The 22,359-nt window shown below is 65.1% G+C and carries 21 protein-coding genes; 12 read left to right on the forward strand and 9 right to left on the reverse strand.

Going from position 1 to position 22,359, the window contains the following annotated elements:
• The first annotated feature begins 207 nt into the window (after window positions 1-207).
• The gene (locus DBR47_RS11085) at window positions 208-2,088 is read left to right on the forward strand and encodes a phosphoenolpyruvate carboxykinase (GTP) (protein ID WP_124449893.1); all 1,881 of its coding nucleotides are present in this window, start codon (window positions 208-210) and stop codon (window positions 2,086-2,088) included.
• Window positions 2,089-2,221: 133 nt separating this feature from the next.
• On the opposite strand, the gene DBR47_RS11090 is transcribed toward DBR47_RS11085, so the two are convergent.
• Window positions 2,222-2,470 carry a hypothetical protein gene (locus tag DBR47_RS11090; RefSeq protein WP_124449895.1) on the reverse strand — a complete coding sequence of 83 codons (249 nt, stop codon included), beginning with the start codon at window positions 2,468-2,470 and terminating at the stop codon, window positions 2,222-2,224.
• Window positions 2,471-2,850: 380 nt separating this feature from the next.
• Here DBR47_RS11090 and DBR47_RS11095 point away from each other — a divergent pair, with 380 nt between their 5' ends.
• From DBR47_RS11095 to DBR47_RS11110, 4 genes are all read left to right on the forward strand, one after another.
• Window positions 2,851-3,819, forward strand: a complete 969-nt coding sequence (locus DBR47_RS11095; protein WP_124449897.1) for a LysR family transcriptional regulator — start codon at window positions 2,851-2,853, stop codon at window positions 3,817-3,819.
• Window positions 3,816-4,601, forward strand: a complete 786-nt coding sequence (locus tag DBR47_RS11100) for a YecA family protein (protein WP_124449899.1) — start codon at window positions 3,816-3,818, stop codon at window positions 4,599-4,601. Before DBR47_RS11095 ends, DBR47_RS11100 begins: the two co-directional genes overlap by 4 nt.
• Before the next feature lie 111 nt (window positions 4,602-4,712).
• On the forward strand, window positions 4,713-5,498 hold the full coding sequence (locus DBR47_RS11105) for a metallophosphoesterase (RefSeq protein WP_124449901.1): 786 nt from the start codon (window positions 4,713-4,715) through the stop codon (window positions 5,496-5,498).
• Window positions 5,499-5,573: 75 nt separating this feature from the next.
• Window positions 5,574-5,996 carry a universal stress protein gene (locus tag DBR47_RS11110; protein ID WP_124449903.1) on the forward strand — a complete coding sequence of 141 codons (423 nt, stop codon included), beginning with the start codon at window positions 5,574-5,576 and terminating at the stop codon, window positions 5,994-5,996.
• Between the two features lie 26 nt (window positions 5,997-6,022).
• On the opposite strand, the gene DBR47_RS11115 is transcribed toward DBR47_RS11110, so the two are convergent.
• Window positions 6,023-6,241 carry a hypothetical protein gene (locus DBR47_RS11115; protein ID WP_124449905.1) on the reverse strand — a complete coding sequence of 73 codons (219 nt, stop codon included), beginning with the start codon at window positions 6,239-6,241 and terminating at the stop codon, window positions 6,023-6,025.
• Window positions 6,242-6,411: 170 nt separating this feature from the next.
• Window positions 6,412-7,338 carry a LysR family transcriptional regulator ArgP gene (locus tag DBR47_RS11120; protein ID WP_124449907.1) on the reverse strand — a complete coding sequence of 309 codons (927 nt, stop codon included), beginning with the start codon at window positions 7,336-7,338 and terminating at the stop codon, window positions 6,412-6,414.
• 112 nt (window positions 7,339-7,450) lie between these two features.
• Between DBR47_RS11120 and DBR47_RS11125 the strand changes: the two genes are divergently transcribed.
• The 3 genes from DBR47_RS11125 to DBR47_RS11135 all read left to right on the forward strand — a co-directional run bounded on the left by DBR47_RS11125 (window position 7,451) and on the right by DBR47_RS11135 (window position 10,845).
• Window positions 7,451-8,047 carry a LysE/ArgO family amino acid transporter gene (locus DBR47_RS11125; protein ID WP_231512252.1) on the forward strand — a complete coding sequence of 199 codons (597 nt, stop codon included), beginning with the start codon at window positions 7,451-7,453 and terminating at the stop codon, window positions 8,045-8,047.
• 43 nt (window positions 8,048-8,090) lie between these two features.
• Window positions 8,091-9,371, forward strand: a complete 1,281-nt coding sequence (locus DBR47_RS11130) for a D-amino acid dehydrogenase (RefSeq protein WP_124449911.1) — start codon at window positions 8,091-8,093, stop codon at window positions 9,369-9,371.
• 127 nt (window positions 9,372-9,498) lie between these two features.
• Window positions 9,499-10,845: an Hsp70 family protein gene (locus DBR47_RS11135; protein ID WP_124449913.1), complete on the forward strand. Its 1,347-nt coding sequence runs from the start codon at window positions 9,499-9,501 to the stop codon at window positions 10,843-10,845.
• 60 nt (window positions 10,846-10,905) lie between these two features.
• Here the strand turns inward: DBR47_RS11135 and DBR47_RS11140 are convergent, their stop codons facing one another.
• Complete coding sequence (locus tag DBR47_RS11140; RefSeq protein WP_231512253.1) at window positions 10,906-11,718, reverse strand: YecA family protein; 813 nt, start codon at window positions 11,716-11,718, stop codon at window positions 10,906-10,908.
• 168 nt (window positions 11,719-11,886) lie between these two features.
• On the reverse strand, window positions 11,887-12,822 hold the full coding sequence (locus tag DBR47_RS11145) for a LysR family transcriptional regulator (protein ID WP_124449915.1): 936 nt from the start codon (window positions 12,820-12,822) through the stop codon (window positions 11,887-11,889).
• 92 nt (window positions 12,823-12,914) lie between these two features.
• Here DBR47_RS11145 and DBR47_RS11150 point away from each other — a divergent pair, with 92 nt between their 5' ends.
• The gene (locus DBR47_RS11150; RefSeq protein WP_124449917.1) at window positions 12,915-14,441 is read left to right on the forward strand and encodes a CoA-acylating methylmalonate-semialdehyde dehydrogenase; all 1,527 of its coding nucleotides are present in this window, start codon (window positions 12,915-12,917) and stop codon (window positions 14,439-14,441) included.
• A gap of 139 nt (window positions 14,442-14,580) precedes the next feature.
• Complete coding sequence (locus DBR47_RS11155; protein WP_124449919.1) at window positions 14,581-16,218, forward strand: tetratricopeptide repeat-containing diguanylate cyclase; 1,638 nt, start codon at window positions 14,581-14,583, stop codon at window positions 16,216-16,218.
• 16 nt (window positions 16,219-16,234) lie between these two features.
• Here the strand turns inward: DBR47_RS11155 and DBR47_RS11160 are convergent, their stop codons facing one another.
• The 3 genes from DBR47_RS11160 to DBR47_RS11170 form a co-directional block, all read right to left on the reverse strand.
• A complete protein-coding gene (locus DBR47_RS11160) occupies window positions 16,235-17,416 on the reverse strand; it encodes a diguanylate cyclase (RefSeq protein ID WP_124449921.1) in 1,182 nt (393 codons plus the stop codon).
• On the reverse strand, window positions 17,413-18,597 hold the full coding sequence (locus DBR47_RS11165) for a GGDEF domain-containing protein (RefSeq protein ID WP_197047005.1): 1,185 nt from the start codon (window positions 18,595-18,597) through the stop codon (window positions 17,413-17,415). The genes DBR47_RS11160 and DBR47_RS11165 overlap by 4 nt, the downstream gene beginning before the upstream one ends.
• A gap of 160 nt (window positions 18,598-18,757) precedes the next feature.
• A complete protein-coding gene (locus DBR47_RS11170; protein ID WP_124449925.1) occupies window positions 18,758-19,765 on the reverse strand; it encodes a septal ring lytic transglycosylase RlpA family protein in 1,008 nt (335 codons plus the stop codon).
• A gap of 219 nt (window positions 19,766-19,984) precedes the next feature.
• On the opposite strand from DBR47_RS11170, the gene DBR47_RS11175 reads away from it, so the two are divergent.
• Together DBR47_RS11175 and nadC are read left to right on the forward strand one after the other, a co-directional pair.
• The gene (locus DBR47_RS11175) at window positions 19,985-20,683 is read left to right on the forward strand and encodes a fumarylacetoacetate hydrolase family protein (protein WP_124449926.1); all 699 of its coding nucleotides are present in this window, start codon (window positions 19,985-19,987) and stop codon (window positions 20,681-20,683) included.
• A gap of 34 nt (window positions 20,684-20,717) precedes the next feature.
• Entirely contained in the window at window positions 20,718-21,584 is an 867-nt protein-coding gene (nadC, locus tag DBR47_RS11180; RefSeq protein WP_124449927.1) for a carboxylating nicotinate-nucleotide diphosphorylase, read from the forward strand.
• 16 nt (window positions 21,585-21,600) lie between these two features.
• Here nadC and DBR47_RS11185 read toward each other — a convergent pair whose 3' ends face one another.
• Window positions 21,601-22,335, reverse strand: a complete 735-nt coding sequence (locus DBR47_RS11185) for a proteasome-type protease (protein ID WP_124449928.1) — start codon at window positions 22,333-22,335, stop codon at window positions 21,601-21,603.
• Window positions 22,336-22,359: the final 24 nt, after the last annotated feature.

Genomic DNA, 22,359 nt, shown 5'->3' on the forward strand with positions numbered 1-22,359 from the left:
GCTGCGGTGCCTTACCTGGCGCCTAAGAGACTGTTGAAGACCGAAGTCATCCCGCGTCGGCTTTGCCTTTTCTGTGCTTTGAGTCGCCTTTTCCTGGGCGAAGCCATGAGCTGCATTGGGTCAGGCCCGACCTGCAGCACTGACCTTTGAGGTGAGTGCCTGCTGACGAGCTTGACCCAATACGACTTAACTTTGATTGGGAAAGCTATGAACCAGCCCGTGATGGAAGGCCTGCGCTTGAATGTGCCGGCATACGTGAAACACCAGCGTTTGATCGCCTGGGTGGCCGAAGTCGCCGCCCTGACGCAGGCGCGCGATGTCTACTGGTGCGACGGCAGCGAAGCCGAGTACGACCGCCTCTGCGCCCAGTTGGTGGCCGCCGGTACCTTCAAGAAACTCAACCCCGAGCTGCGCCCCAACAGCTATCTGGCTTGCTCCGACCCCAGCGACGTCGCTCGCGTCGAAGACCGCACCTTCATCTGCTCCGCCAAGAAGGAAGACGCCGGCCCGACGAATAACTGGATGGCGCCCGCCGAAATGCGCGAGCTGCTGCAAACCGGTGACAAGGCGCTGTTCAAGGGTGCCATGAAGGGCCGCACGCTCTACGTCGTGCCTTTCAGCATGGGTCCCATCGGTTCGCCCATCGCCCATATCGGCGTGGAACTGTCGGACAGCCCTTACGTGGCCGTGAATATGCGCACCATGACCCGCATGGGTCGCGCGGTGTTGGATGTCTTGGGTGAGGACGGCGTCTTCGTGCCCTGCGTGCACACCGTCGCCGCGCCGCTGGAAGCCGGCCAGGCCGACGTGAAGTGGCCTTGCAACCAGACCAAATACATCGTGCATTTCCCCGAAACGCGCGAAATCTGGTCTTACGGTTCGGGCTATGGCGGCAATGCCTTGCTGGGCAAGAAGTGCTTCGCCCTGCGCATCGCCTCCACCATGGGTCGCGACCAAGGCTGGTTGGCCGAGCATATGTTGATCCTGGGCGTGACCTCGCCCGAGGGCAAGAAGTACCACTTCGCCGCCGCCTTCCCCAGCGCCTGCGGCAAGACCAATTTCTCCATGCTGATCCCGCCGGCCGCTTTTGAGGGCTGGAAGGTCACCACCATCGGTGACGACATCGCCTGGATCAAGCCAGCAGCCGATGGTCGCCTCTACGCCATCAACCCCGAAGCGGGTTACTTCGGCGTGGCGCCGGGCACCAACACGCTGACCAACTTCAACTGCATGGCCAGCCTGAACAAAAACGTCATCTTCACCAATGTCGCACTGACCGACGATGGCGATGTGTGGTGGGAAGGCATGACCGACACCCCGCCCGCCCACCTGATCGACTGGCAGGGCAAGGACTGGACGCCCGCCATTGCCAAGGAAACCGGCGCCAAGGCCGCGCATCCGAATGCCCGCTTCACCGTCTCGGCCATCAACAACCCGGCCCTGGATGCCGAGTGGGACAACCCCGCCGGTGTGCCCATCGACGCCTTCATCTTCGGTGGCCGCCGCTCCACCACCGTGCCCCTGGTGACCGAAGCGCGTGACTGGGTGGAAGGTGTTTACATGGCCGCGACCATGGGCTCCGAGACCACCGCCGCTGCTGCAGGCCAGCAAGGCGTGGTGCGCCGCGACCCCTTCGCCATGCTGCCCTTCATGGGCTACAACATGGCGGACTACTTCCAGCACTGGCTGGACATGGGCAAGAAGCTGCAAACCCTGTGCGCCAGCTCGGGCGCCAAGCTGCCCAAGATCTACTGCGTCAACTGGTTCCGCAAGGGGGCGGATGGCAAGTTCGTCTGGCCCGGTTACGGCGAAAACATGCGCGTGCTGAAGTGGATGCTGGACCGCGTCGAAGGCACGGGCCAGGGCGAAGAGCACGCTTTTGGCGTGACCCCGCGCTACCAGGACATCAACTGGAAGGGCCTGGACTTCAGCCAAGAGCAATTCAACATCACCACCCACATCGACAAGGCGGCCTGGGCCACCGAGATGAAGTTGCACGAGGAGTTGTTCCAGCAACTGGCCTTCCACCTGCCGGCTGAACTGCCCGCTACCAAGGCCAGCATCGAAGCGCGCCTGAAGGCCGAGTAAACCGAGCGGATCGTTTGCACTCGGCAAGAGTGCAAGCGCCCAAGAAAAAGCCCGCCTATTGTTCAATCCAATCGGCGGGCTTTTTTCTGGTCTGGGCGCCGGTTAGGCGCCTTTGTCTTGTCTTAGCGGTGGTTTAGCGGCGGCAGTAAGCGGCGCGCAGTTCGGCAGCGAAGGAGGGCATGCTGCTTTCGTATTCCTTGGCCAGGGCCAGGATTTCGCGTTCGGCGCGGGCATCGGCGGCGGCGGCCATGCGGGCCTTGACCGAAGCGATCAAGCGCAGCCAGACGCGGGCGCCGATGGAGGCCACGGAACCGCCGTGACGCACATTGTTGCGAACGTTATAGCTGAGGGGACGACCGAAGGTTTGGGTAGCGACGCTCATGATGATTCTCTTCCTTGATTTGAGTTCGTTGATCAGAGGACGGGTCGGCGTTATCTGGGCAATCGGACTGCGGTGATGGGTGGTTTCTTGAACCGATGGACGAATTATGGGGTTTACCCTAGGAATGTCGCCAATGAATTGTTTGAATCTAAGATATAAGCAACGCGCATAGCGTCACACAGCCAACCCTAGGAGTCTGTCGGACTTGGAATCCGCCGGCGGAAAATCGGCCGCAGCGTCCCATTTCTCACCGGATTTGCAGCCCCATAGCCTGGCTATGGGGCTGCAAATCCGGCAAGAACTGGCCTCGCTGGGGCCGATTTCCGCTTTCGGCGGCCCAAGTCCGACAGACTCCTAGAAAACTCAGGCGGAGCGGCACGATGAACTTCCTAAATCTGGATCTGAACCTGCTGCGGGTCTTCGACGCCGTGATGGCTGAGCGCAACCTGACCCGTGCCGCCGAACGCCTGGCCATGAGCCAGCCGGCCGTCAGCCATGCGCTCAAGCGCTTGCGCGAAGCCTTGGGCGAAGAGTTGTTCGTTCGCCAGGCCTTTGGCATGAAGCCTACTTCGAGGGCCGAGGGCTTATGGCCCGAGGTGAGGTTGATCCTGCAGCGCCTGCAAACGCTCTTGGTGCCGGGCGACTTCAGGCCCGAGATCGAGGAGTACACCTTCCGCATCGCCATGGCCGACGCCACTGCCGCCCTGCTGCTGCCGCCTCTGGTGGCCCAGCTGGAAGAAGCGCGAGCCCTGGCCAACGTCCATGTGCTGCCGCTGACCACCCGTGATCCGCGCACGCTGTTGGAGCAAGGCGAGGTGGACTTCGCCGTGGGCTACTTCCCCGGCGCGGTGGCGGCCCTGCAATCGCAGGGCAATCAGTCGGCCATACGCCAACACCGCCTGTACGACAGCGAGTACGTCTGCGTGATGCGCCGCGATCACCCCTTGGGCCAGCAGCCGCTGGATTTGGATGCTTACTGCTCGGCCCACCATCTCTTGGTGAGCTTTTCGGGCCGGCCCCACGGTTTTGTGGACGAGGCACTGAATGCCTTGAACCGCAGCCGTCGCATCGTGCTGACGGTGAACCAGTTCTTTACCGCCGGGCGAGTGGTGGCCCAGTCGGATCTGTTGACCGTCTTGCCCGCCACTTTTGTCGAGGCCACGGGCTACCAGTCGCAGTTGCTGGAGCGGCCCTTGCCGGTGGCTTTGTCCAAGGTGCATGTGGATATGTTGTGGCATTTGCGCAGCGAAAGCCGCAGCGCCCAGCGCTGGATGCGCGAGCGCTTGATCGAGGCGGCACGCCAAGCAGGTGCAACAAGTGCGCCATCTGCGGCGACAATTGGGTCATGAGCACCGATCTGACCGAATCCGAGTTCGCTGAACTCGACGAACTTCTTGCCACCACACCGGCACCCTTGCAGCCCCTGGATGCCTCCATGCTGGATGGCTATCTCTGCGGTGTGCTGGTGCAGCCGCGCCTGATCGACATCGATGAATGGCTGCCCAATATCTTTGACTACGACGGCGGCGTGCTGCCCGAAGAAGTCGACCAAACCTGGCTGGCCCGCATTCGCGAGCTGACCGAGAGACGCCACACCGCGCTGAACCGCGCCATGGTGGAAGACGGCTGGTTTGACCCGGTCGTGTTGGATTTGACCGAGCCCGAGGATGCTGAAAAATCGGGAGAAGATGCGACTGCTGTTGCTCTTGACACGGAAGAAGACCCCGACCAGATCGCCGCCCGCGCGACCTACGAGGGCATGAGCCTGATCTCGCGTACCTTGATGCCTTGGGTGGCCGGCTTCCAGCACGCGGCGCTGTGCTTCCCCGAGTTGTCCGAGATGGACGACGATGCGGTGATGACGGCCCTGGCCCGCCTTTACCGCCATCTGCCGGCCGAGACGCCGGAAGAAAAAGAAGTGGTCGCCACCCTGGACCGCGAGCATCCGCTCAAGGATCTGGACGACGCCATCGAAGAGATGGTGGTGACCGTGGCCGACCTCTGCGACCTGACGCAAGAGCAGCGCTACCGCGTCGAAACCCTGCGCCGTGAAGGCCCCAAGCTGGGCCGCAACGACCCTTGCCACTGCGGCTCGGGGCGCAAGTACAAGCAGTGCCACGGGGCCAACTGATGGTTTTGGGGACTGACCTTTGAGCGAAGCGAAAAGCTCTGTCCCCAACTGACTAGAGAGTGATCTCAACTTTGCCCGCCCCTCGTTCGGGTCAGTTGAGCTTCCCCCTTCATGCACCTCCAACTCCTCTCCGACCTCCACCTGGAGACCGAGGCCTTCGACCCTGAGCCGGCCGAGGGCGCGGAGCTATTGGTGCTGGCCGGCGATATCGACAGCGGCTGGCAGGCCTTGCATCGCTTCAAGGACTGGCCTGTGCCGGTCTTGTTCGTGCCGGGCAATCATGAGTACGACCAGCGTGATTTCGATGCGGCCCGGGCGGGCTTGCGCGACTTGTCCGCACAACTGGGCTTCACCCTGCTGGACAACAGCAGCTGCATCCGCAGCGACGCCCAGCGCCGGCGGGTGCGTTTTCTGGGCAGCACGCGCTGGAGCGATTTCGACACCTTTGGCGAAAGCCAGCGCGAGCGCGCCATGCGGGCCGCCGGTTACTTTCAAAAGGTGATGGGCGCCAGCCGCAATGGCTCGCCCTTCGATGCCGCCGCCGTGCGTGAGGAAGGCCTGCGTTGCCGCGACTGGCTGGCCGCCGAGCTGAGCTTGGGCGAGCAGGGCCCGGACTGGGAGGCCACCGTGGTCATCACCCATTTCGCACCCTCGCTGCGCAGCGCCGACCCGCGCTACGGCAAGCAACCGGGCACGGCCAGCTTTTGCAACGATGACGAAGCCTTGCTGCCCGGCGCCCGCCTGTGGCTGCATGGCCATCTGCATTTCCAGAACGACTATCGTGTGCCAAACGCAGATGGCTCATCGACCCGGGTGATCTGCAATGCCCGTGGTCATGCCCGCAAGGGCGAGCCGGCGGGTTTTACGCCACGCGCACGGATCTCTGTTTTTGATTGATGCGGATCAAGCGCAGCGGCTTGAATCCTGCCAGACTGCCCACACGCTAATGGTTTAGCGAAGGAGGCAAAGTCCATGAAGATTCTCGTACCCGTTGACGGCAGCAGTTACACCAAGCGCATGTTGGCCTATTTGGCCGCCCATGATGAATGGCTGGGCGATGCCCACCAGTACACGGTATTGCATGTGGTGCCCGCCGTGCCGCCGCGCGCTGCTGCTGTGCTGGACAAGGAAGTCCTGAAGGGCTACTACGAAGACGAAAGCGAGAAGGTCTTGAAGACCCTGCGCACCTTCTTCAAGAAGCAAAAGATTCAGGCCGAGTTTGTGACCAAGGTCGGCGCGGCCGGTGAGGTGATCGCCGCCACCGCCGAAAAAGGCGACTTTGATCTGCTGATCCTGGGCTCGCATGGCCAGAGCGCCCTGCGCAATCTGGTGCTGGGCTCGGTGGCCACCAAGGTCATGGCCAATTGCAGCACCCCCGTGCTGCTGATCCGCTGAGCGAGTAAGTCGCGCTAGCGATCTGATCAGTTATGCCGCTTGGCGCTCAGCCAGGCCAGTGGTGACTCTTGCGTGCGCGCCAGGCGTTGAGACTCCAGTTCGGGCTCGGCGCTGGCGTAGCGGTAGTCTTCGCTGCCGTCCAGGCTCGCTTCCATGCCGAAGGCAGTGCCCATATCGGCAGGGTCGGCGTCGGGCGAGGTGGCCGGATTGCGGCGGAAAAAACGCAGTGATGGCGTGAATCGCATATCAAACCTCGCTTGTCTCTGAACTACTCCGAGCGCCGCTTTTATTGCGATCTAGTCTTGGCGAGTTCAGTGTGCGACAGACGGCTCGATCTCGAATCCCTAAGCTGGGGGTGAATTTGAGCCTAGTTGGCAAAATGTCACGCGGCCCCCTTTTGTCGGCTGGCGCCCGCTCAAGCCAAGGCCGTCTTGGCCCCCGCCGCCAGGGCTTGACCGATCAAGTCCAGCAAGGCCACTCGGGCCGGCGCGGAGGAGGACTCCGACAAGAGCTTCCACTGATGCCAGAACAGGGCCACGTCCACGCCCACCTCGGGTCGTAGTTGAATCAGCTCGCCCCGGCTCACCAGTTCGCGCACCTGCAACTCGGGCACCACGCCCACCCCCCATCCCATCAGGGCGGCGCGGACAATGCCTTCGCTGGAAGGTACATAGCGCTCCTGCAAGCGCGGGCTGCGCAGGCCCAGGGCCTTGCTGACCCAGAGGGCTGGCGTGTCGTCCTTGCGGTTGTAGACCAGGAATGGCGTGTTGGCGAAGCTGGATTCGCTCAGGCCCGCTGGCAGCCGGGCCTGCAGATAAGCCGGGCTCACCACGGCCACATAGCGCATCACGCCCAGGGCTTGCACCACACAGCCACGCAAGGCCTGGCGCACCGTGCTGACGCAGCCCAAGACCTCGCCTTGGCGCAGCCAGTCGTGGGTGAAGTCCTGGTCGTCCACCACCAACTCCAGGCCAAAGCCTTCTTTCAAACCGGTTTGCACAACGCCGTCCAGGGCAGGCAGCACCCAGGTGGCCAGGCTGTCGGCATTGACGGCGATGCCAATGCGCTCATTGGCCGAAACCCGGCTGCCCAGTTCGCGGGCCATATCGGTACGCATGGCTTGCAGCTGGCGGGCATAGCGCAAAAGCACCTTGCCCGGCTCGGTCAGGCGCAGCGGCCGCGAGCGCACCACCAGCAGCTGGCCGACTTGCGACTCCAGGCTGCGCAGGCGCTGGGAAACGGCGCTTTGGGTGATGGCCAGGCGTTGGGCGGCCCGCTCGAAGCTGCGTTCATCGGCCAGGGCGGCCAGGCAATCGAGGGCGGACGAATCGAGGTCTTTCATAAGTCTGGCTAATGTACGACTAGAGATATGAATCCGCCTTCTAGTTTGCCCTGATCATGGCCACAATCCGCGCCCAATGACACCCGAGCAGCCCCTTCCATTCAATGCGCTGATGCAAGGCTGGCTCACCGGGGCCAGCTTGATCATGGCGATTGGCGCGCAGAACGCCTTGGTCCTGCGCCAAGGCTTGATGCGCAGCCATGTGGCGCCGGTAGTGTTCTTCTGCACCCTCTCTGATGTGCTGCTGATCTGCCTGGGCGTGTTCGGCCTGGGCGCCGTGATCGCCAGCAGCCCCCTGGTCTTGAATCTGTTTCGCTGGGGCGGCGCCGTCTTCTTGATTCTGTACGGCCTGCGCGCCGCCCAAAGAGCTTGGGTCGGCGGGGCCGCCTTGCAGGCGGGCGCGAACGCCGCCGCATTGCGCGCCACCCTGCTGACTGCCGCCGCGCTGACCTTTTTGAACCCCCATGTCTATCTAGACACGGTGGTCTTGCTGGGCACTTTGGGGGCGCAGATCGCCGCCGAACAGCGCTGGGCCTTCGCCCTGGGCGCCAGCCTGGCCTCGCTGATGTGGTTCAGCCTGCTGGGCTTTGGCGCCGCCGCGGCCGCCGATGCCCTGCGCAAGCCCTGGGTCTGGCGCGCCATCGACGCCATGGTGGCTGTGCTGATGCTTGTCTTGGGCTTGCAACTGGCTTTAAAGCCGGTGGCCTGAGCCGAAAAGAATTCTTGAAATCTAAGTCTTTGGAGTTATCGCAATGAAAGTCGTCGTCCTGGGAGCCGGAATCATCGGCGTGAGCACTGCCTGGTATTTGCTGGAGCAGGGCCATGAGGTGATCGTCGTGGACCGGCAGAAAGACGCCGCCCTGGAGACCAGCTTTGCCAACGGCGCGCAAATCTCCGTCAGCTTCTGCGAGCCCTGGGCCAATGCTGGTGCGCCCTTCAAGGTTGCCAAATGGCTTTTGCGCGACGATTCGCCCCTGCTGTTCCGCCCCAAGCTGGACCCCAAGCAGTGGATCTGGGGCCTGTCCTTTCTGACCCAGTGCACCACGGCCGCCTTCGAACGCAATGTGGAGCAGCTCGTCCAGCTGGGCCGCTACAGCCACGCCAGCCACAAGGTTCTGGCGGCCAAGACCGGTATTGAATTTGAGCGCTTGGAGCGCGGCATCCTGCACTTCTTCTCCTCGCAGGCCGACTTTGAAGCGGGTGCGGCCGGTGCCGAGGTGATGCGTCGCCACGGTGTGGATCGCCGCGTCTTGAATCGCGAGGAGGTCTTGAAGGTCGAGCCGGCCTTGGCCGCGTTTGGCGCGAACATCCACGGCGGCACCTTCACGCCCAGCGATGAGTCGGGCGATGCCAAGGTCTTCACCCAGAAGCTGGCCCAGCTCTGCCAAGCGCGCGGCGCCCAGTTCCTGTGGGAACACGATGTGCTGGCGCTTTCCCGCCAGGGCGATGCCATCGACCAAGTGCAGATCGCCTCCTTGCTGACGGGCGCCAAGCAAAACCTCAAGGCCGACGCCTTTGTGGCGGCCATGGGTTCCTACACCCCGGCCCTGGTCAAGCCCTTGGGCGAGTTCCTCAATATCTATCCGGCCAAGGGCTATTCCGCCACCCTGAAGCTCAAGAAGCCCGAGGCCGCCAGCGTGGTCAGTCTCTTGGACGACACCCGCAAGATCGCCATCTCCCGCCTGGGCGACAGCATCCGCATTGCCGGCACGGCCGAGCTGGTGGGCTTTGACACCAACTTGAACAGCCCCACGGCCAAGGTGCGCTGCGACGCCCTGGTGCGCCGTTATGAAGAGCTCTTCCCCGGCGTGGCCGATCTGAGCGAGCGCAATTACTGGACCGGCCTGCGCCCCAGCACGCCGACCAACATCCCCTATATCGGCCGCAGCCGCAAGGCGAGCAATCTGTGGATCAATGCCGGCCACGGCACCCTGGGCTGGACCCATGGTGCCGGCTCCGGCCTGGCCCTGGCCGAGCTGATGGCGGGTCGCCGCCCGGAGATGGACTTCACCTTCTACGGCCCCAAGGCCTAAGCTTCAAAGCCCATGGCCGGGCGCGGGTCGGCTTAGGCAGATCGGGAAAAAAGGCGTCGGCCGCTACAATCCGCGCCCCCTCTCCCGTCTTTCGCGCAGGCTCCTGCCTGCGCCTGCTGCCGCCTCCATGAGTTCATCCGTCCCGCAATCCGCCTCTTTCTGCGCCATTGACTTTGGCACCTCCAACTCGGCCATCGCCATCCCGCGTGCGGCCGGCGGTGCGGCGCAGCTGGACGTGAGCCAGTCGCCCATGGCCCTGGTGGAACTGGAGCCCGGCCATCTGACCATGCCCACGGCAGTGTTTTATTACGTCGACGGCAAGCATGATGCCGACGGCCCGCCGCGTGCCTTCGGCCGCGCGGCCGTGGCGGCGTACATTGAGGGGGCGGACGGGCGCTTGATGCGCTCGATGAAGAGCATTCTGGGCTCGGGCCTGATCGACCAAACCACCGATGTGGGCGGTGGCCGTGGCGTTAAGTATGCCGACATCCTGGCCGGTTACTTGAAGCGTCTGCGCAGCAAGGCTCTGGCCGCCGGCGCCGCCGCGCCGCTGAACAAGGTGGTGCTGGGCCGGCCGGTGTTTTTTGTGGACGGTGAGCCCGCGCGTGACGCGGCGGCCCAGGCCTCGCTGGAGGCGGCTGCGCATGCGGCCGGATTTGACGAGGTGCATTTCCAGTTCGAACCCATTGCCGCCGCCTTCGACTTTGAAAGCCAGTGCAGCAGCGAGCAGATCGTGTTGGTGGCCGACATCGGCGGTGGTACCTCGGACTTTTCCGTCGTCCGTGTGGGGCCACAGCGCGCCCAGCGCCTGGACCGCCGCGACGACATCCTGGCCAATCATGGCGTCCACATCGCCGGTACCGACTTCGACCGCCATGTCGAGCTGGCCAGCGTGCTGCGCGAGTTCGGCTACCGCTCCCTGGGCCCGGAGCGGGTGGGTTCGCCCGCGCGCGAAGTGCCCAGCGGCGTCTACTTCGACCTCGCCACCTGGCATCTGATCAACACCGTCTACAGCCCGCAGCGCGTCGCCGAGCTGCGCAATATGCGCAGCTTCTATGGCAATCTGCAGCATCACCAGCGCCTGATGACGGTGGTGGAAGACCATCTGGGCCATGAGTTAGCGGCGCGCGCCGAGGGCGCCAAGATCGCCGTCTCCGGGGGCGGCGACACCGTCATCGACCTGGGTGTGGTCGAGAACGGGCTGAAGATTGAGCTGTCGGAACAAGTGGCGGTGGCGGCCTTGGATGGCGATATCAACCGCATCGTCCAGGCCGGCCGCGAGACCGTGACCCAGGCCGGCCTGAAGCCCGAGCAGATCAACGCGCTCTATTTCACCGGCGGCTCCACCGGCCTGCGCCTGTTGGCCGAGCGCATCGCGGCCGACTACCCCCAAGCCACCCTGGTGCGCGGTGACCGTTTCGCCTCGGTGGCCACGGGCTTGGGCCTGCACGCGGCGCGCTTGTTTGCGCGCTGATACAGGCGTTTGCCAAGCAAAAGGGCCGCATCATGCGGCCCTTTTGCTTTCAATCGAATTTCAGTAGCGGCCGCGCGGCGGCGGCCCACGCCGCGCCGGTGGGCGCTGAGGCGCGGCGGCGCGAGGCTGTGGGCGGCTGATATCGGCCAGCATCAGCGTGGCGACGACCAAGCCTTCGACCGCTTCGCTTACATCTTTGGGCGGCTCCAGGGTCTCGATCTCTTCCAACAGATCGTCCGCGTCTTCCAGATCCTCGGGGTCCAGATGCATGAAGAGGGTGGCCAGGGGCTCCAGCAGATCGGCCGCGTCCTCGCGCAGCAGATCAGGGAAGACGTCGGTGGCCAGGGCAAAGCCCGCCACCCAGGAGAAGACTACCTCGGAGGGGTTGGCGTCGTCATCGGCCTCTTCGTCTTCTTCGTCGAAGGCCAGCTCAAACACCCAGGGATCGAACCATTGGCGATCGACGATGGCCTGGTTCAGCTCCTGGTAGCGACGCTTGACCAGGCTCAGCAGCTCGCGGCTGTCAAAGCCGGCGGGGGCAGGGCGGCCCTCGCTGTCCAGCACATAGCGCGTCCACTGAAAGGCCTGCACGGCCTTGGGCTGCAGCAGCACCCCGACCAGATAGCCGTCCAGCATGGAAATATCCAGCGGCTCCAGCGGCGCAGGCACGCGGTCCAACATTTGCTCGAGTTGCGCCATCTCCGCCTCGCTGAGCGGCTGAATCTGCGGCTTGGCTGCAGGAGCAGGCTTGGCCGCCTGGGCCGGGCGCGCGCCTGCGTGTTGGCCAGGGCGCTGGCCAGGGCGTGCGCCGCCGGGGCGGCCGGCGGCCGGTCGGTGTTGGGAAGGCGAGCGTGGGGGCTTGGGTGAACTCATGGCCGTATTGTCCCGCCGATTGGGGATGGCCGCGCGTCAACGCCTCTCTAGAGTTCGAGCCATTGCAGCGCTGGCGCTGCTCAGTTGACCCAACGATGTCCTCAACAGGACTTCTTCCGCCCAAACGGCCTGCCTGTTTGGGCGTCTTTTTTGGGCGCGAGCGCAGGCTCAGAAGCCCTTCTTCATGCCCTGCTGCAGATGCGCGATCAGCAGCTTGACCGGCCGTGGCGTCGTGCTGCTCCAGGGGTGGATGGCATAAACAGCGTCGCCGAAAAAGCCCACCGGCCGCCAGTCACTCAAGACCTCGACCAACTCGCCACCTTGCAGGGCCTGGCTCGCGGTGAAGTCGGGCAGGAGTGTCAGGCCCAAGCCGGCCAGGGCGGCGTCACGCAGGATCTCGCTATTGCTGGCGCGCAGCGGGCCAAGGACTGGGATGCGCTGGCGTTGCCCATTCGCTGAGCGCTGCTCAAACAGCCAGACCGCCGGCCCCGGCCGTAAATAAGCCAGGCAGGCGTGCTGGCCCAAATCCTCTGGGTGCTGTGGTGCCGGGTTTGCATGCAGATAGGCTGGGCTAGCCACCAGCAGGGCACGCGAGCTGCAGAGCTTGAAGGCCACATGGGTGTCGGGCGGGGCGCTGGTGTGGCGGATGGCCAGATCAAAGCCTTCCTGCGTCAGCGGCACCAGGCGGTCACTCAGGTCCAACTCGACCCGGATCTCGGGGTAGCGGGTAAAAAAACTGTTCAGCAAGGGTGCCACATGCTGGCGGCCCAGGGCCACCGGCGCGGTGACGCGGATCAGGCCGCGCGCCTGGCCCACGGCGTCGCGCGCTGCGCCCAGGCTGCGGGTGATGTGGGCAAAACTGGCCTCGGTTTCTTCCACCAGGCGCTGGCCGGCCTCGCTCAGGCGCACCGAGCGGGTGGTGCGCGCCACCAGGGTCTGGCCCATGGCCCGCTCCAGCTCGGCGATGCGCTGGCTCACCGCCGCCTTGGACAGGCCCAGGCGCTGTGCCGCCTTGGTGAAGCTGCCCAGCTGGGCGATCACGGTCAAGGCGTGGAGCTGGCCCCACAGCACGTCGTGGCGAATCTCGGGAGCTGGCGTTTTCATGATTGTTCATCTTATCGAACAATCAAATCGGCGAAAGCGGATTGGCAGAAGACCAGGCCCTGCCTAGACTCAGGCCAAACCTGGAGACCTTGATGAGCAACAACCCCACCGCCCCCTACACCAGCAGCGCCGCACTGACGCATTTCATCAACGGCCAGCCGCAGGCCGCGACCTCGGGCCGCAGCCAAGCCGTCTACAACCCGACGACGGGTGCCGTCGCCCGCCAGGTGCAGCTGGCCAGCCAGGAGGATGTGAACGCCGCTGTCGCCGCTGCCCAAGCCGCCTTCCCGGCCTGGGCCGATGCGCCGCCGCTGCGCCGCGCGCGGGTGATGTTCAAGTTCCTGGAGCTGCTCAACCAGCACAAGGACGCCTTGGCCGCCATGATCACCGCCGAGCACGGCAAGGTCTTTACCGACGCCCTGGGCGAAGTGGCGCGCGGCATCGACATCGTGGAGTTCGCCTGCGGCGCGCCCCAGCTGCTCAAGGGTGACTTCACCGACCAGGTCTCCACCGGCATGGACAACTGGACCCTGCGCCAGCCCCTGGGCGTGGTGGCGGGCGTGACGCCCTTCAACTTCCCCTTCATGGTGCCGATGTGGATGGCGCCCATGGCCTTGGTGACCGGCAACTGCTTTATCTTGAAGCCCAGCGAGCGCGACCCCTCGCCCAGCTTGTTCGTCGCCGATCTGCTCAAGCAGGCCGGCTTGCCGGACGGCGTGTTCAACGTCTTGCAAGGCGACAAGCTGGCCGTCGACGGCCTGCTGCACCACCCCGATGTGAAGGCCCTGAGCTTTGTGGGCTCCACCCCCATCGCCCAATACATCTACCAAACCGGCGCGGCGCAGGGCAAGCGGGTGCAGGCTCTGGGCGGAGCCAAGAACCATATGGTGGTGATGCCCGATGCCGACATCGATCAAACCATTGATGCCCTGATCGGCGCGGCTTACGGCTCGGCCGGTGAGCGCTGCATGGCCATCTCGGTGGCGGTGCTGGTGGGCGATGTGGCCGACAAAATCGTGCCTCGCCTGGCCGAGCGCGCCCACGCCCTGAAGATCAAGAACGGCATGGAGCTGGATGCCGAGATGGGCCCCATCGTCACGGCCGAAGCCCGCGACCGCATCGAAAACTACATCGCCACCGGCGTGGCCGAGGGTGCCAGCCTGGTGGTGGACGGCCGCGGTCACAAGGTGGTGGGCTTTGAGAACGGCTTCTTCACCGGTGGCACCTTGTTCGATCACGTCAAGCCCGAGATGCGCATCTACAAGGAAGAAATCTTCGGCCCGGTGCTGGCCTGTGTGCGCGTGAACGACTTCGCCCAGGCGGTGGATCTGGTCAACGCCCATGAGTTTGGCAACGGCGTGGCCTGCTACACCAGCGACGGCAATGTGGCGCGCGAGTTCGCCCGCCGCATCCAGGTCGGCATGGTGGGCATCAATGTGCCCATCCCCGTGCCCATGGCCTGGCATGGTTTCGGCGGCTGGAAGAAGAGCTTGTTCGGCGATATGCATGCCTATGGCGAGGAAGGCGTGCGCTTCTACACCAAGCAAAAAAGCATCATGCAGCGCTGGCCCGCCAGCGTGGCCAAGGGCGCCGAGTTCGTGATGCCGCAAAGCCGCTGAGGCCGGCTCGGCCCGGCAGCAGGCGGGCGAGCAGCGCACACCCCCTGCTTTGAGTGGCGGGCCATCCACAAGCAGGGGGATGGCCGTCTGACTTCGGCTACCCTATGCGATCCGCCAAGGTTGAGGCTAGAGGCCGCTCATGCAAGAAGTCGAAGGCAGCGAGGTTTCCTGCGAACAAATCCACCAATGGTTGGCTGCGGCCAACGCCCAGCGCCAGGCGAATGTCGAGCTGGGTCTGAATCTGGCCAGCCTGGCTTGGGATGCCGCTCGGCTACAGGGTTATCTGGCCGAACATTTGGAGGCGGGCTGCTTGCGCGCCTTTTTCCTGTTTCGGCGTGGCGAGATGCAGGAAATGCTGGCCGCCAGCCACAAGCTGCTGCCCATGTTGCGCGAGCAGGGCAGCACGCCGCGTCTGTGCGAGTTGCTGCGTTGGATGGCCTTTGCCGCCGCTGATCTGGGTTTGTTTGAGGAGGCGCTGGCCTCGGTCAACGAAAGCCTGGCCCGCGCCCGTGAGCTGGGCGACAAACGCCTGATCGCCGTGGCCTTGAACGCGGTGGGCGCCTGCCTGGAGCGCATGGGCGACCCCTGGCAGGCCGAGCGCCTGATGAATGAGGCGGCTGCCTTGCTCGGTGAGGCCGCCAGCGACTACGAGCGCATGGTCTCGCACAACAATCTGGCCACGGTGGCCCTGGGCATGTTCAATCTGCTGCGCCATAGCGAGCAGGCCGAGCATCAGCGCGAGCGCAAGGAGGCCTTGCAACGCGGCAGCCACCATGCCCAGGCCGTACGCCCCCATGCCCTGGCCTTGGGTGAGAGCTATTTGCTGGCGCTGAGCGATGCCAATGGCGCGGAGATCTTGCTGCACCAGGGTGAGCTGGCGGCGGCGCAAGCGCTCTTGAAGGGGGCATTGGCCAATGCTCATGAGTTTGGCTATGTGGCCCTGATCTGGCGCATGCGCTGCACCGAGGCCGAGATCGCCCTGGCCCAGGACGAGGCCGAGCAGGCCATGCGCGTCCTGAGCGAGGTGCTGACCGAATCGGCCGGCCGGGCCAAGGCCAATATCGCGATGCGCTTGCACCATGCGGCCTACCGCGCCTGCAAGCGCCTGGGGCGCATCGAAGCGGCCCTCGGCCATCTGGAGTGTTACCAAGGCCTGGAGCGTGAGCGCAGCGTGACCCAGCTGATGGCCCAGGCGCGCTTTTTCTTCAGCCGTATGGAGGCCGAGCGAGCCCTGGACCTAGCGCCGGCCAGCAGTAGCCCGGTGAGCCGGCCCGCTGCCGAGGAGGACGAAAGCCTCTTGCGCGACCCGCTCACCGGCCTCGGCAATCTGCGCTGCATGGCGGCGCGCATGCCCGGCCTGATCCGCCGCGCCGAGCAGGAGGGCGGTGCCCTGACCCTGGCCTTGATTGATGTGGACCGCTTCAAGTCCATCAACGAGAAGCATGGCTCGGCCGTGGCCGACCGGGTCTTGCAAGAGTTGGCCCAGATGCTGCGCGACAACACCCGCGGCAGCGACCTGCTTCTGCGCTGGGCCGGCGAGGAGTTTTTGGTCGTGCTGCCCGACACGGTGGCCGACCGCGCTTTCGAGGTCTGCGAGCGCCTGCGCCAGGCGGTGGAATGTTTCCCCTGGAGCCAGCTGGCGCCCGAGCTGGATGTGACTCTGAGCATAGGCCTGGCCAATGCGCCGCCCTATGCCACCGATCTGCTGGTGGCGCGTGCCGAGAGCGCCATGTACCGCGCCAAATACCTGGGCCGCAACCGCGTCGCCCTGGCCTGAGCGGGGCTTCGCGGGCTCAGCCCAGATCGCGGGCCTGCACCAGATTGCGGCCCTGGGCCTTGGCCCGGTACATGCCCTGATCGGCGCGGTTCAGCACCGCGTCGGCGTTGGCGTCGCTGGGCTGGGCCTCGGCGATGCCAAAGCTGGCCGTCAGCGGCCAAGACCGGCCCTGCCAGCTGAACTGGCTTTGCTCCAGCATCCAGCGCATGCGCTCCGCCACCAGGGCCGCGCCAGCCAGATCGGTCAGCGGCAGCAGCACGCAGAACTCCTCACCGCCCATGCGGCCCAGCCTGTCGACATCGCGTACCGAATGCCCCAGCACCTCGACCAGGCGCTGCAAGGCGGCGTCGCCGGCCGCATGGCCCAGGCTGTCGTTGAGCTGCTTGAAGTGATCCATATCAATCATCACCAGGGCATAGGGCTTGCCGCGTTGCAGGCGCAGATGTTCGGTCTCGATGGCCTCTTGCAGAGCGCGTCGGTTCAGCACCCGGGTCAGTGGGTCCTGGCGGGTCAGCAGCTGAATCTGCAGGATCAGCTTCATCAGCACCAGAAAAGCCAGGGTGGCATTGATGACCAGATTCATGGCCAGGCTGGACCAGAGAAAGGTCAGATTGGCGCGATCGGCATCCAGCAGATCGGGGGCATAGGCCTCGCCCTGGGAGAAGGTCGCCAGGGCGCGCTGCGCCAGCAGGGCACAGATGATGAAGAGCGGCCCGGACAATAGCGCGCTCAGCCCGGGCTTGACGCGGGTGCGCAGCTGCCGCCAGGTGTCCAGGCCGGCCAGCAAGGCCAGCAGGGCCAGGCCGCTGAACACGATGCGGCTTTGCGGCCGCAAATCCCCCACATAGGGCAGCGTCGCCAGCGCCGCGACGGCGCACAACCAGATGAACAGGCCGCTGCGCCAGGCCAGAGGTTTTTGGCCCAAGGCCGGCATGCCGGCGCGCAAGGCCGCCAGACCGGCCAGAGACATGGCGTCCGAACCCCAAAAAGCCAGCAGATCCGGGGCTACACCGCGCAAGGCATGGCTGGCCAGGGAGCCGGCCAGCAGCAGATTGGACAGGGCCATGCAGGCCGAAACCTTGGGCACCACATTCAGGGAGCTGGCCATGGCGGCCCAGAACACGCTGGCCAGTAACAGAATCAGCACCATGGCGGCCAAAAGCGTGAAGGGGTCGGCGGCGAGCGGGCTGCTGCTCATAGCGTGGCGGCTCGCAGTTCCGGGGCGTCGGCGCAGACACGGTCACGGCCCTGGGCCTTGGCGCGGTAGAGCAGGTCGTCGGCCATGGCCAGGGTTTTGTCGCCCTGGGGGTCGTCTTGCAAACAGGGCATGACGCCAAAGCTGGCCGTCATGGTCAAGGCCTGACCCTGCCACAGCAGGGGCTCGCTGCGCAGGGCCTGGGCCATGCGTTCGGCCACCATCTGTGCATCGGCCAGGGCGGTGTGGGGCAGCAGCAGGCAGAACTCCTCGCCCCCCATGCGACCGAGCTGGTCCAGCGCCCGCATATTGGCGCGCAAGACCTGGACCAGGTGGCGCAGGGCGGCATCGCCGCAGGCATGGCCGTGCTGGTCGTTGATGCGCTTGAAGTGATCCACATCGATCATCACCAGGCAATGGCTCTGGCCGCGTTCCACCTGGGCTTGCAGGCGGCGCAGCTCGGCGCTGAGGGCGCGGCGGTTGAGGGTGTCGGTCAGGCCGTCGCGCAGCGTCATGTGCTTGACCCGGCCGATCAGGCGTGCCACCACCATGCCTACCAGGCTGATGCCTATGCACAACTCGATGAAGAGATCGGTCCAGGCCAGGGGCACGCTGGGCAGGTCTTCACGCAAAAACCACTCACGCCACTGCGGCAGCCAGGACAAGGCCAGGGCCTGGCCCAACATCATCAAGGCCCACAAGGCATAGGGCATGCACAGCAGCAGGGTGACCAGCAGCGGCTGTTCGGCAACCCGGCCCGCCAGCACATCGCGAAAAGCCGTCAGGGCCAGCAAGCTCATGCACAGTGACAGCACAAGCAGGCCCGCATCGGCCTGGCCCAAGCTGCTCAGCAGCAGGCTGCCCAGCACCGCGCCCGCCGTGAGCAGGCCCAGCGTGCTGAAGTGAAAGCGCAAGCGCATCAGCTTGCGCACGCCCAGGGCCAGCAAGGCCATGCTGATCACCAGGGGCAGCTCATTCATCCAAGGCCCCAGGGCTTGGGGCCAGAGCTTGGAGCAGCTGGGACAGTAGAGCCCGGGAATGGAAACGAGGTTTGCGGCAAGCAGCAAGAGGCTGGCCTGGGGAGCGATGCGGAAAAGACGCCCCATCGCCAGCCAGACAAAGGCCATGAAGCCGTTGAACACGGCAATCACCAGCATCAAGGTGTTGGCGTCAAAAGGCGGCATCGAGGAGGAGGGGGCAAACGGGCATGAGCTGCCCCCCATCATCACAACTCAACCCCTTCTGCACAAGAGCGCGGTGAACTGTTTCGTTACGGATTCACGCTCTCTTGAGCCAGGGCTGGATCGGTCGGATTCGCTGGGCCTCGGTCGGCCCTGATAGGCATTAGCGCCGCTCCACCACCACCGTCTCCACCGCCAGGGCTTGGCGCACCCGCTCGGCCGCCTGGCGCGCGTCCTCGCGGCTGGCGTAGGGGCCGGCTTGCAGGCGATGCAGGGCACGGTCCTTGAACACCGCCAGCAGCGGCGCCATCCAGTCGGCCTCCTGCACCAGTTTCTTGCGGAAGGACTCCGCCCCGTCCAGCCGGCTGAAAGCACCGAACTGAATCCAAAAGCCCGGCGCCGCCACCCGCGGCATGGGCGCCGGATTGCCGGCCGAGACCGGCACATCGGCCACCGGGCCGGGCAGGGCGGCCGCAGGCGGCGCTGCCAGCTGCTCGGTGCGGGTCTGCTGGGGGGCGCCGACCGGCTCGGCGGCGGCGTAAACAGGCGCTTCATCCCCGCTGCGCTGCCAGGCGCCGCTGCGAATGTCTTCGTAGGTGATGCGCTCCACCTCCACCTTGGCCACGCCGTGCAGTACGCCCAGCTTGAGGGCGGCGGTGTAGCTGAGGTCGATGATGCGGCCCTTGTGGAAGGGCCCGCGGTCATTGATGCGCACAATCACCTCGCGCCCATTGGCCGGGTTGCGCACCCGGGCATAGCTGGGGATGGGGATGGTGGCATGGGCGCCGGTCATGGCGTACATGTTGTAGATCTCGCCGCTGGAGGTGGGGCGGCCGTGAAATTTCTTGCCATACCAGGAGGCCAGGCCGGTTTCGACCAGGGGCTTGTCCTCGGTGATGGGCTCGTAGCGCTGGCCCAGCACCTCGTAGGGCTTGTTGGGCCCGCCCTTGCGTATGGACTCCAGCTGCGGGCTGGCATTGGGCACTTTGTCCAGATTGGCTGGGATGACGGCCTCGGGGCCGTCTTTGTCGGGGTTGGGCGCCGGGGCGGGGCGTTTGCTGACGGCGCCAGCTGTGGGTTTGCTGGGCGCGCGGCTGGCGCAGCCGCCCAGGCTCAGGGCCAAGGCCAGGCTCAAACTCAGGCCAAGCGGCAGGGAAGGGAAATTTCGCATGGGCGCAAGTATGCTTTGCCCAAGGGCAACGCTAAACAAGTCCCTCGTGCGCTGCGCATCCCCGCTTCGGGCGCCCAACGGCGTTGCAAATCCTCGCCATAGCTGCGGCTATGGCTGTGGTTTGCGCCTTGTTGGTCATCCCGAACCGGGGCGCGCCGCATCACGGGGACTTATTCACCGTCGCCCAAGACTTTCCATCACTGAGCAAGGCAGATTCCGATGACTCACTATGTCTTCCCCCCGGCCGAGCAGGCCAGTGTGGCCGTGCGCGGCAGCAGCGCCCGTTATGCCGTCAGCCGAATTTTCTGCGTGGGCCGCAATTACGCCGCTCATGCCCGCGAGATGGGCAGCGACCCGGACCGCGAGCCGCCTTTCTACTTCACCAAGCCGGCCAGCGCCCTGACGCCTTCCGGCAGCAGCGTGCCCTATCCGCCCGGCACGCAAAACTACCACTACGAGATGGAGTTGGTGATCGCCATCGGCGCGCCGGTTTTCAAAGTTAGGCCTGAGGCCGCGCAGGCGGCGGTCTGGGCCTATGCCGCGGGCCTGGACATGACGCGCCGCGATTTGCAGGCCGAGTCCAAGGCGGCGGGCCGGCCCTGGGACACGGCCAAGGGCTTTGAGCAGTCGGCCGTCATCAGCGAGCTGGTACGTGCCAGCGAGACCGGGCCGCTCACACGTGGCCGCATCAGCCTGGCGGTTAATGGGGTGACGAAGCAGCAGGGCGATCTGGCCGACATGATCTGGAACGTGCCCGAGATCGTGGCCAACCTCTCCCAGCTCTACCACTTGCAGCCGGGTGATCTGATCTACACCGGCACGCCCGAGGGCGTGGGCCCGGTCATGCCGGGCGATGTGATCACCGGCGAGATCGAGGGGCTGAGCAGTCTCTCGCTCACCGTTATCGAGCCCGCCTAAAATTCGCGTCCCTCGCTACCAACTGCCATCGCCCATGTTCAGCCATAACGAAACCCTGGAAGAAGCCCGTGCCCGCAATATCCGCGAGGCGCTGATGGAAGACATCGGGGTGTGCGACTGGACGGCCCAGCTGGTGCCGGCCGGCCGCCGGGTGCGGGCCCATGTGCGGGTGCGCGAGCAGGCGGTGCTGTGCGGGCGCGATTGGTTTGAGGGCGTGTTCCAGAGTCTGGACCGCAGTGCGCGCATCGACTGGTTGTACGCCGAAGGCGCCGAGATGCAGGCCGACAGCATCGTCTGCCGCATCGAGGCCGATGGCCGCGCCCTGCTCTCGGCCGAGCGCCCGGCCTTGAACTTCATGCAACTGCTCTCGGCCACGGCCACCCTGACCCATGCCCATGTGCAGGCGATTGCCGGTGCCAGCACGAATCCGCGCGGCTGCGTGGTGCTGGACACGCGCAAGACCATCCCCGGTCTGCGCCTGGCGCAGAAGTACGCCGTGCGGGTGGGCGGTGGCGCCAATCAGCGCCTGGCCCTGTATGCAGGCATCTTGATCAAGGAAAACCATATTGCCGCCGCCGGTGGCGTGGGCGCGGCCCTGCGTGCCGCCCAGGCCTTGCAGTCCGGCGTGGATATCCAGGTCGAGGTGGAAACCTTGGCCCAGTTGCAAGAGGCGCTGGACGCGGGCGCGGTGAGCGTGCTGCTGGATAACTTCAGCGAACCCATGATGCGCGAGGCCGTGAGCTTGAATCAAGGCCGCGCCTTGCTGGAAGTCTCGGGCGGCGTGGCCCTGGATCAGCTGCGCTGGATCGCCGCCACCGGCGTGGACCGCATCTCCATCGGCCGCCTGACCAAGGATGTGCGGGCGGTGGACTACTCGATGCGGGTGGACGGGCCGCTCTGAGCCGCCGAGCGGCAGCTTATTTGTTGAACCAGTCTTCGTCGGGCAGCCCGGCGAAGACCTTTTTCAAGCCACCGCCCCAGCCCTCGCGCAGCTTGTTGAAGTAGGGGTCGCTGGCGGTGATGCGGTGCGGCTCGGCCGGTGCGAAGCTGTCGGCCTTGTAGAGCAGCATATCGATGGGCAGGCCGACCGAGAGATTGCTGCGAATCGTCGAGTCGAAGGACACCAAGGTGCATTTGGCCGCTTCGGCCAGCGTGGTCTCGATATTCACCACCCGGTCGATGATGGGCTTGCCGTATTTGGACTCGCCGATCTGGAAGTAGGGCGTGTCGTCGGTGGCCTCGATGAAATTGCCCTGGGCGTAGACGTGGAAGATACGCGGGCGCTCGCCCCGGATCTGGCCGCCGACGATGAAGTTGCCGCCAAAGTCCACGCCCTGGCCCAGGCTCTGGGCATTGGCGTCGCGAGCCACGATCTCCTTCACCGTTTTGCCCACCAACTCGGCCACGTCATACATGGAACGGCGGTTGTGGAGATGGTCTTTCTCGATGTCCAGGCGCTGGCGCAGCAGGCTGACGACGCTTTGGGTGGTGGCTAGATTGCCGGCGCTCAGCAAGGTGATCAGGCGCTCGCCGGGCACCTCGAAGATGCTCATCTTCTTGAAGGTGGCGATCTGGTCGACGCCCGCATTGGTGCGTGAGTCCGAGGCGAACAGCAGGCCCGCATTGAGGCGCATGGCGACGCAATAAGTCATAGAACGATGTGGCTACAGCAAAGG

It is taken from the genome of Paucibacter sp. KBW04 (assembly GCF_003852425.1).
GTDB lineage: Bacteria > Pseudomonadota > Gammaproteobacteria > Burkholderiales > Burkholderiaceae_C > Paucibacter_A.

Bases quoted from the DNA above. Each gene is read 5' to 3' on its own strand.
- DBR47_RS11135 (WP_124449913.1), top strand. From the start codon at position 9,499: ATGAGTTCATCCGTCCCGCAATCCGCCTCTTTCTGCGCCATTGACTTT.
- DBR47_RS11105 (WP_124449901.1), top strand. From the start codon at position 4,713: ATGCACCTCCAACTCCTCTCCGACCTCCACCTGGAGACCGAGGCCTTC.
- DBR47_RS11145 (WP_124449915.1), bottom strand. From the start codon at position 12,822: ATGAAAACGCCAGCTCCCGAGATTCGCCACGACGTGCTGTGGGGCCAG.
- DBR47_RS11120 (WP_124449907.1), bottom strand. From the start codon at position 7,338: ATGAAAGACCTCGATTCGTCCGCCCTCGATTGCCTGGCCGCCCTGGCC.
- DBR47_RS11095 (WP_124449897.1), top strand. From the start codon at position 2,851: ATGAACTTCCTAAATCTGGATCTGAACCTGCTGCGGGTCTTCGACGCC.
- nadC (WP_124449927.1), top strand. From the start codon at position 20,718: ATGTTCAGCCATAACGAAACCCTGGAAGAAGCCCGTGCCCGCAATATC.
- DBR47_RS11130 (WP_124449911.1), top strand. From the start codon at position 8,091: ATGAAAGTCGTCGTCCTGGGAGCCGGAATCATCGGCGTGAGCACTGCC.
- DBR47_RS11090 (WP_124449895.1), bottom strand. From the start codon at position 2,470: ATGAGCGTCGCTACCCAAACCTTCGGTCGTCCCCTCAGCTATAACGTT.
- DBR47_RS11160 (WP_124449921.1), bottom strand. From the start codon at position 17,416: ATGAGCAGCAGCCCGCTCGCCGCCGACCCCTTCACGCTTTTGGCCGCC.
- DBR47_RS11150 (WP_124449917.1), top strand. From the start codon at position 12,915: ATGAGCAACAACCCCACCGCCCCCTACACCAGCAGCGCCGCACTGACG.
- DBR47_RS11125 (WP_231512252.1), top strand. From the start codon at position 7,451: ATGCAAGGCTGGCTCACCGGGGCCAGCTTGATCATGGCGATTGGCGCG.
- DBR47_RS11110 (WP_124449903.1), top strand. From the start codon at position 5,574: ATGAAGATTCTCGTACCCGTTGACGGCAGCAGTTACACCAAGCGCATG.
- DBR47_RS11170 (WP_124449925.1), bottom strand. From the start codon at position 19,765: ATGCGAAATTTCCCTTCCCTGCCGCTTGGCCTGAGTTTGAGCCTGGCC.
- DBR47_RS11175 (WP_124449926.1), top strand. From the start codon at position 19,985: ATGACTCACTATGTCTTCCCCCCGGCCGAGCAGGCCAGTGTGGCCGTG.
- DBR47_RS11100 (WP_124449899.1), top strand. From the start codon at position 3,816: ATGAGCACCGATCTGACCGAATCCGAGTTCGCTGAACTCGACGAACTT.
- DBR47_RS11140 (WP_231512253.1), bottom strand. From the start codon at position 11,718: ATGAGTTCACCCAAGCCCCCACGCTCGCCTTCCCAACACCGACCGGCC.
- DBR47_RS11185 (WP_124449928.1), bottom strand. From the start codon at position 22,335: ATGACTTATTGCGTCGCCATGCGCCTCAATGCGGGCCTGCTGTTCGCC.
- DBR47_RS11165 (WP_197047005.1), bottom strand. From the start codon at position 18,597: ATGCCGCCTTTTGACGCCAACACCTTGATGCTGGTGATTGCCGTGTTC.
- DBR47_RS11155 (WP_124449919.1), top strand. From the start codon at position 14,581: ATGCAAGAAGTCGAAGGCAGCGAGGTTTCCTGCGAACAAATCCACCAA.
- DBR47_RS11085 (WP_124449893.1), top strand. From the start codon at position 208: ATGAACCAGCCCGTGATGGAAGGCCTGCGCTTGAATGTGCCGGCATAC.
- DBR47_RS11115 (WP_124449905.1), bottom strand. From the start codon at position 6,241: ATGCGATTCACGCCATCACTGCGTTTTTTCCGCCGCAATCCGGCCACC.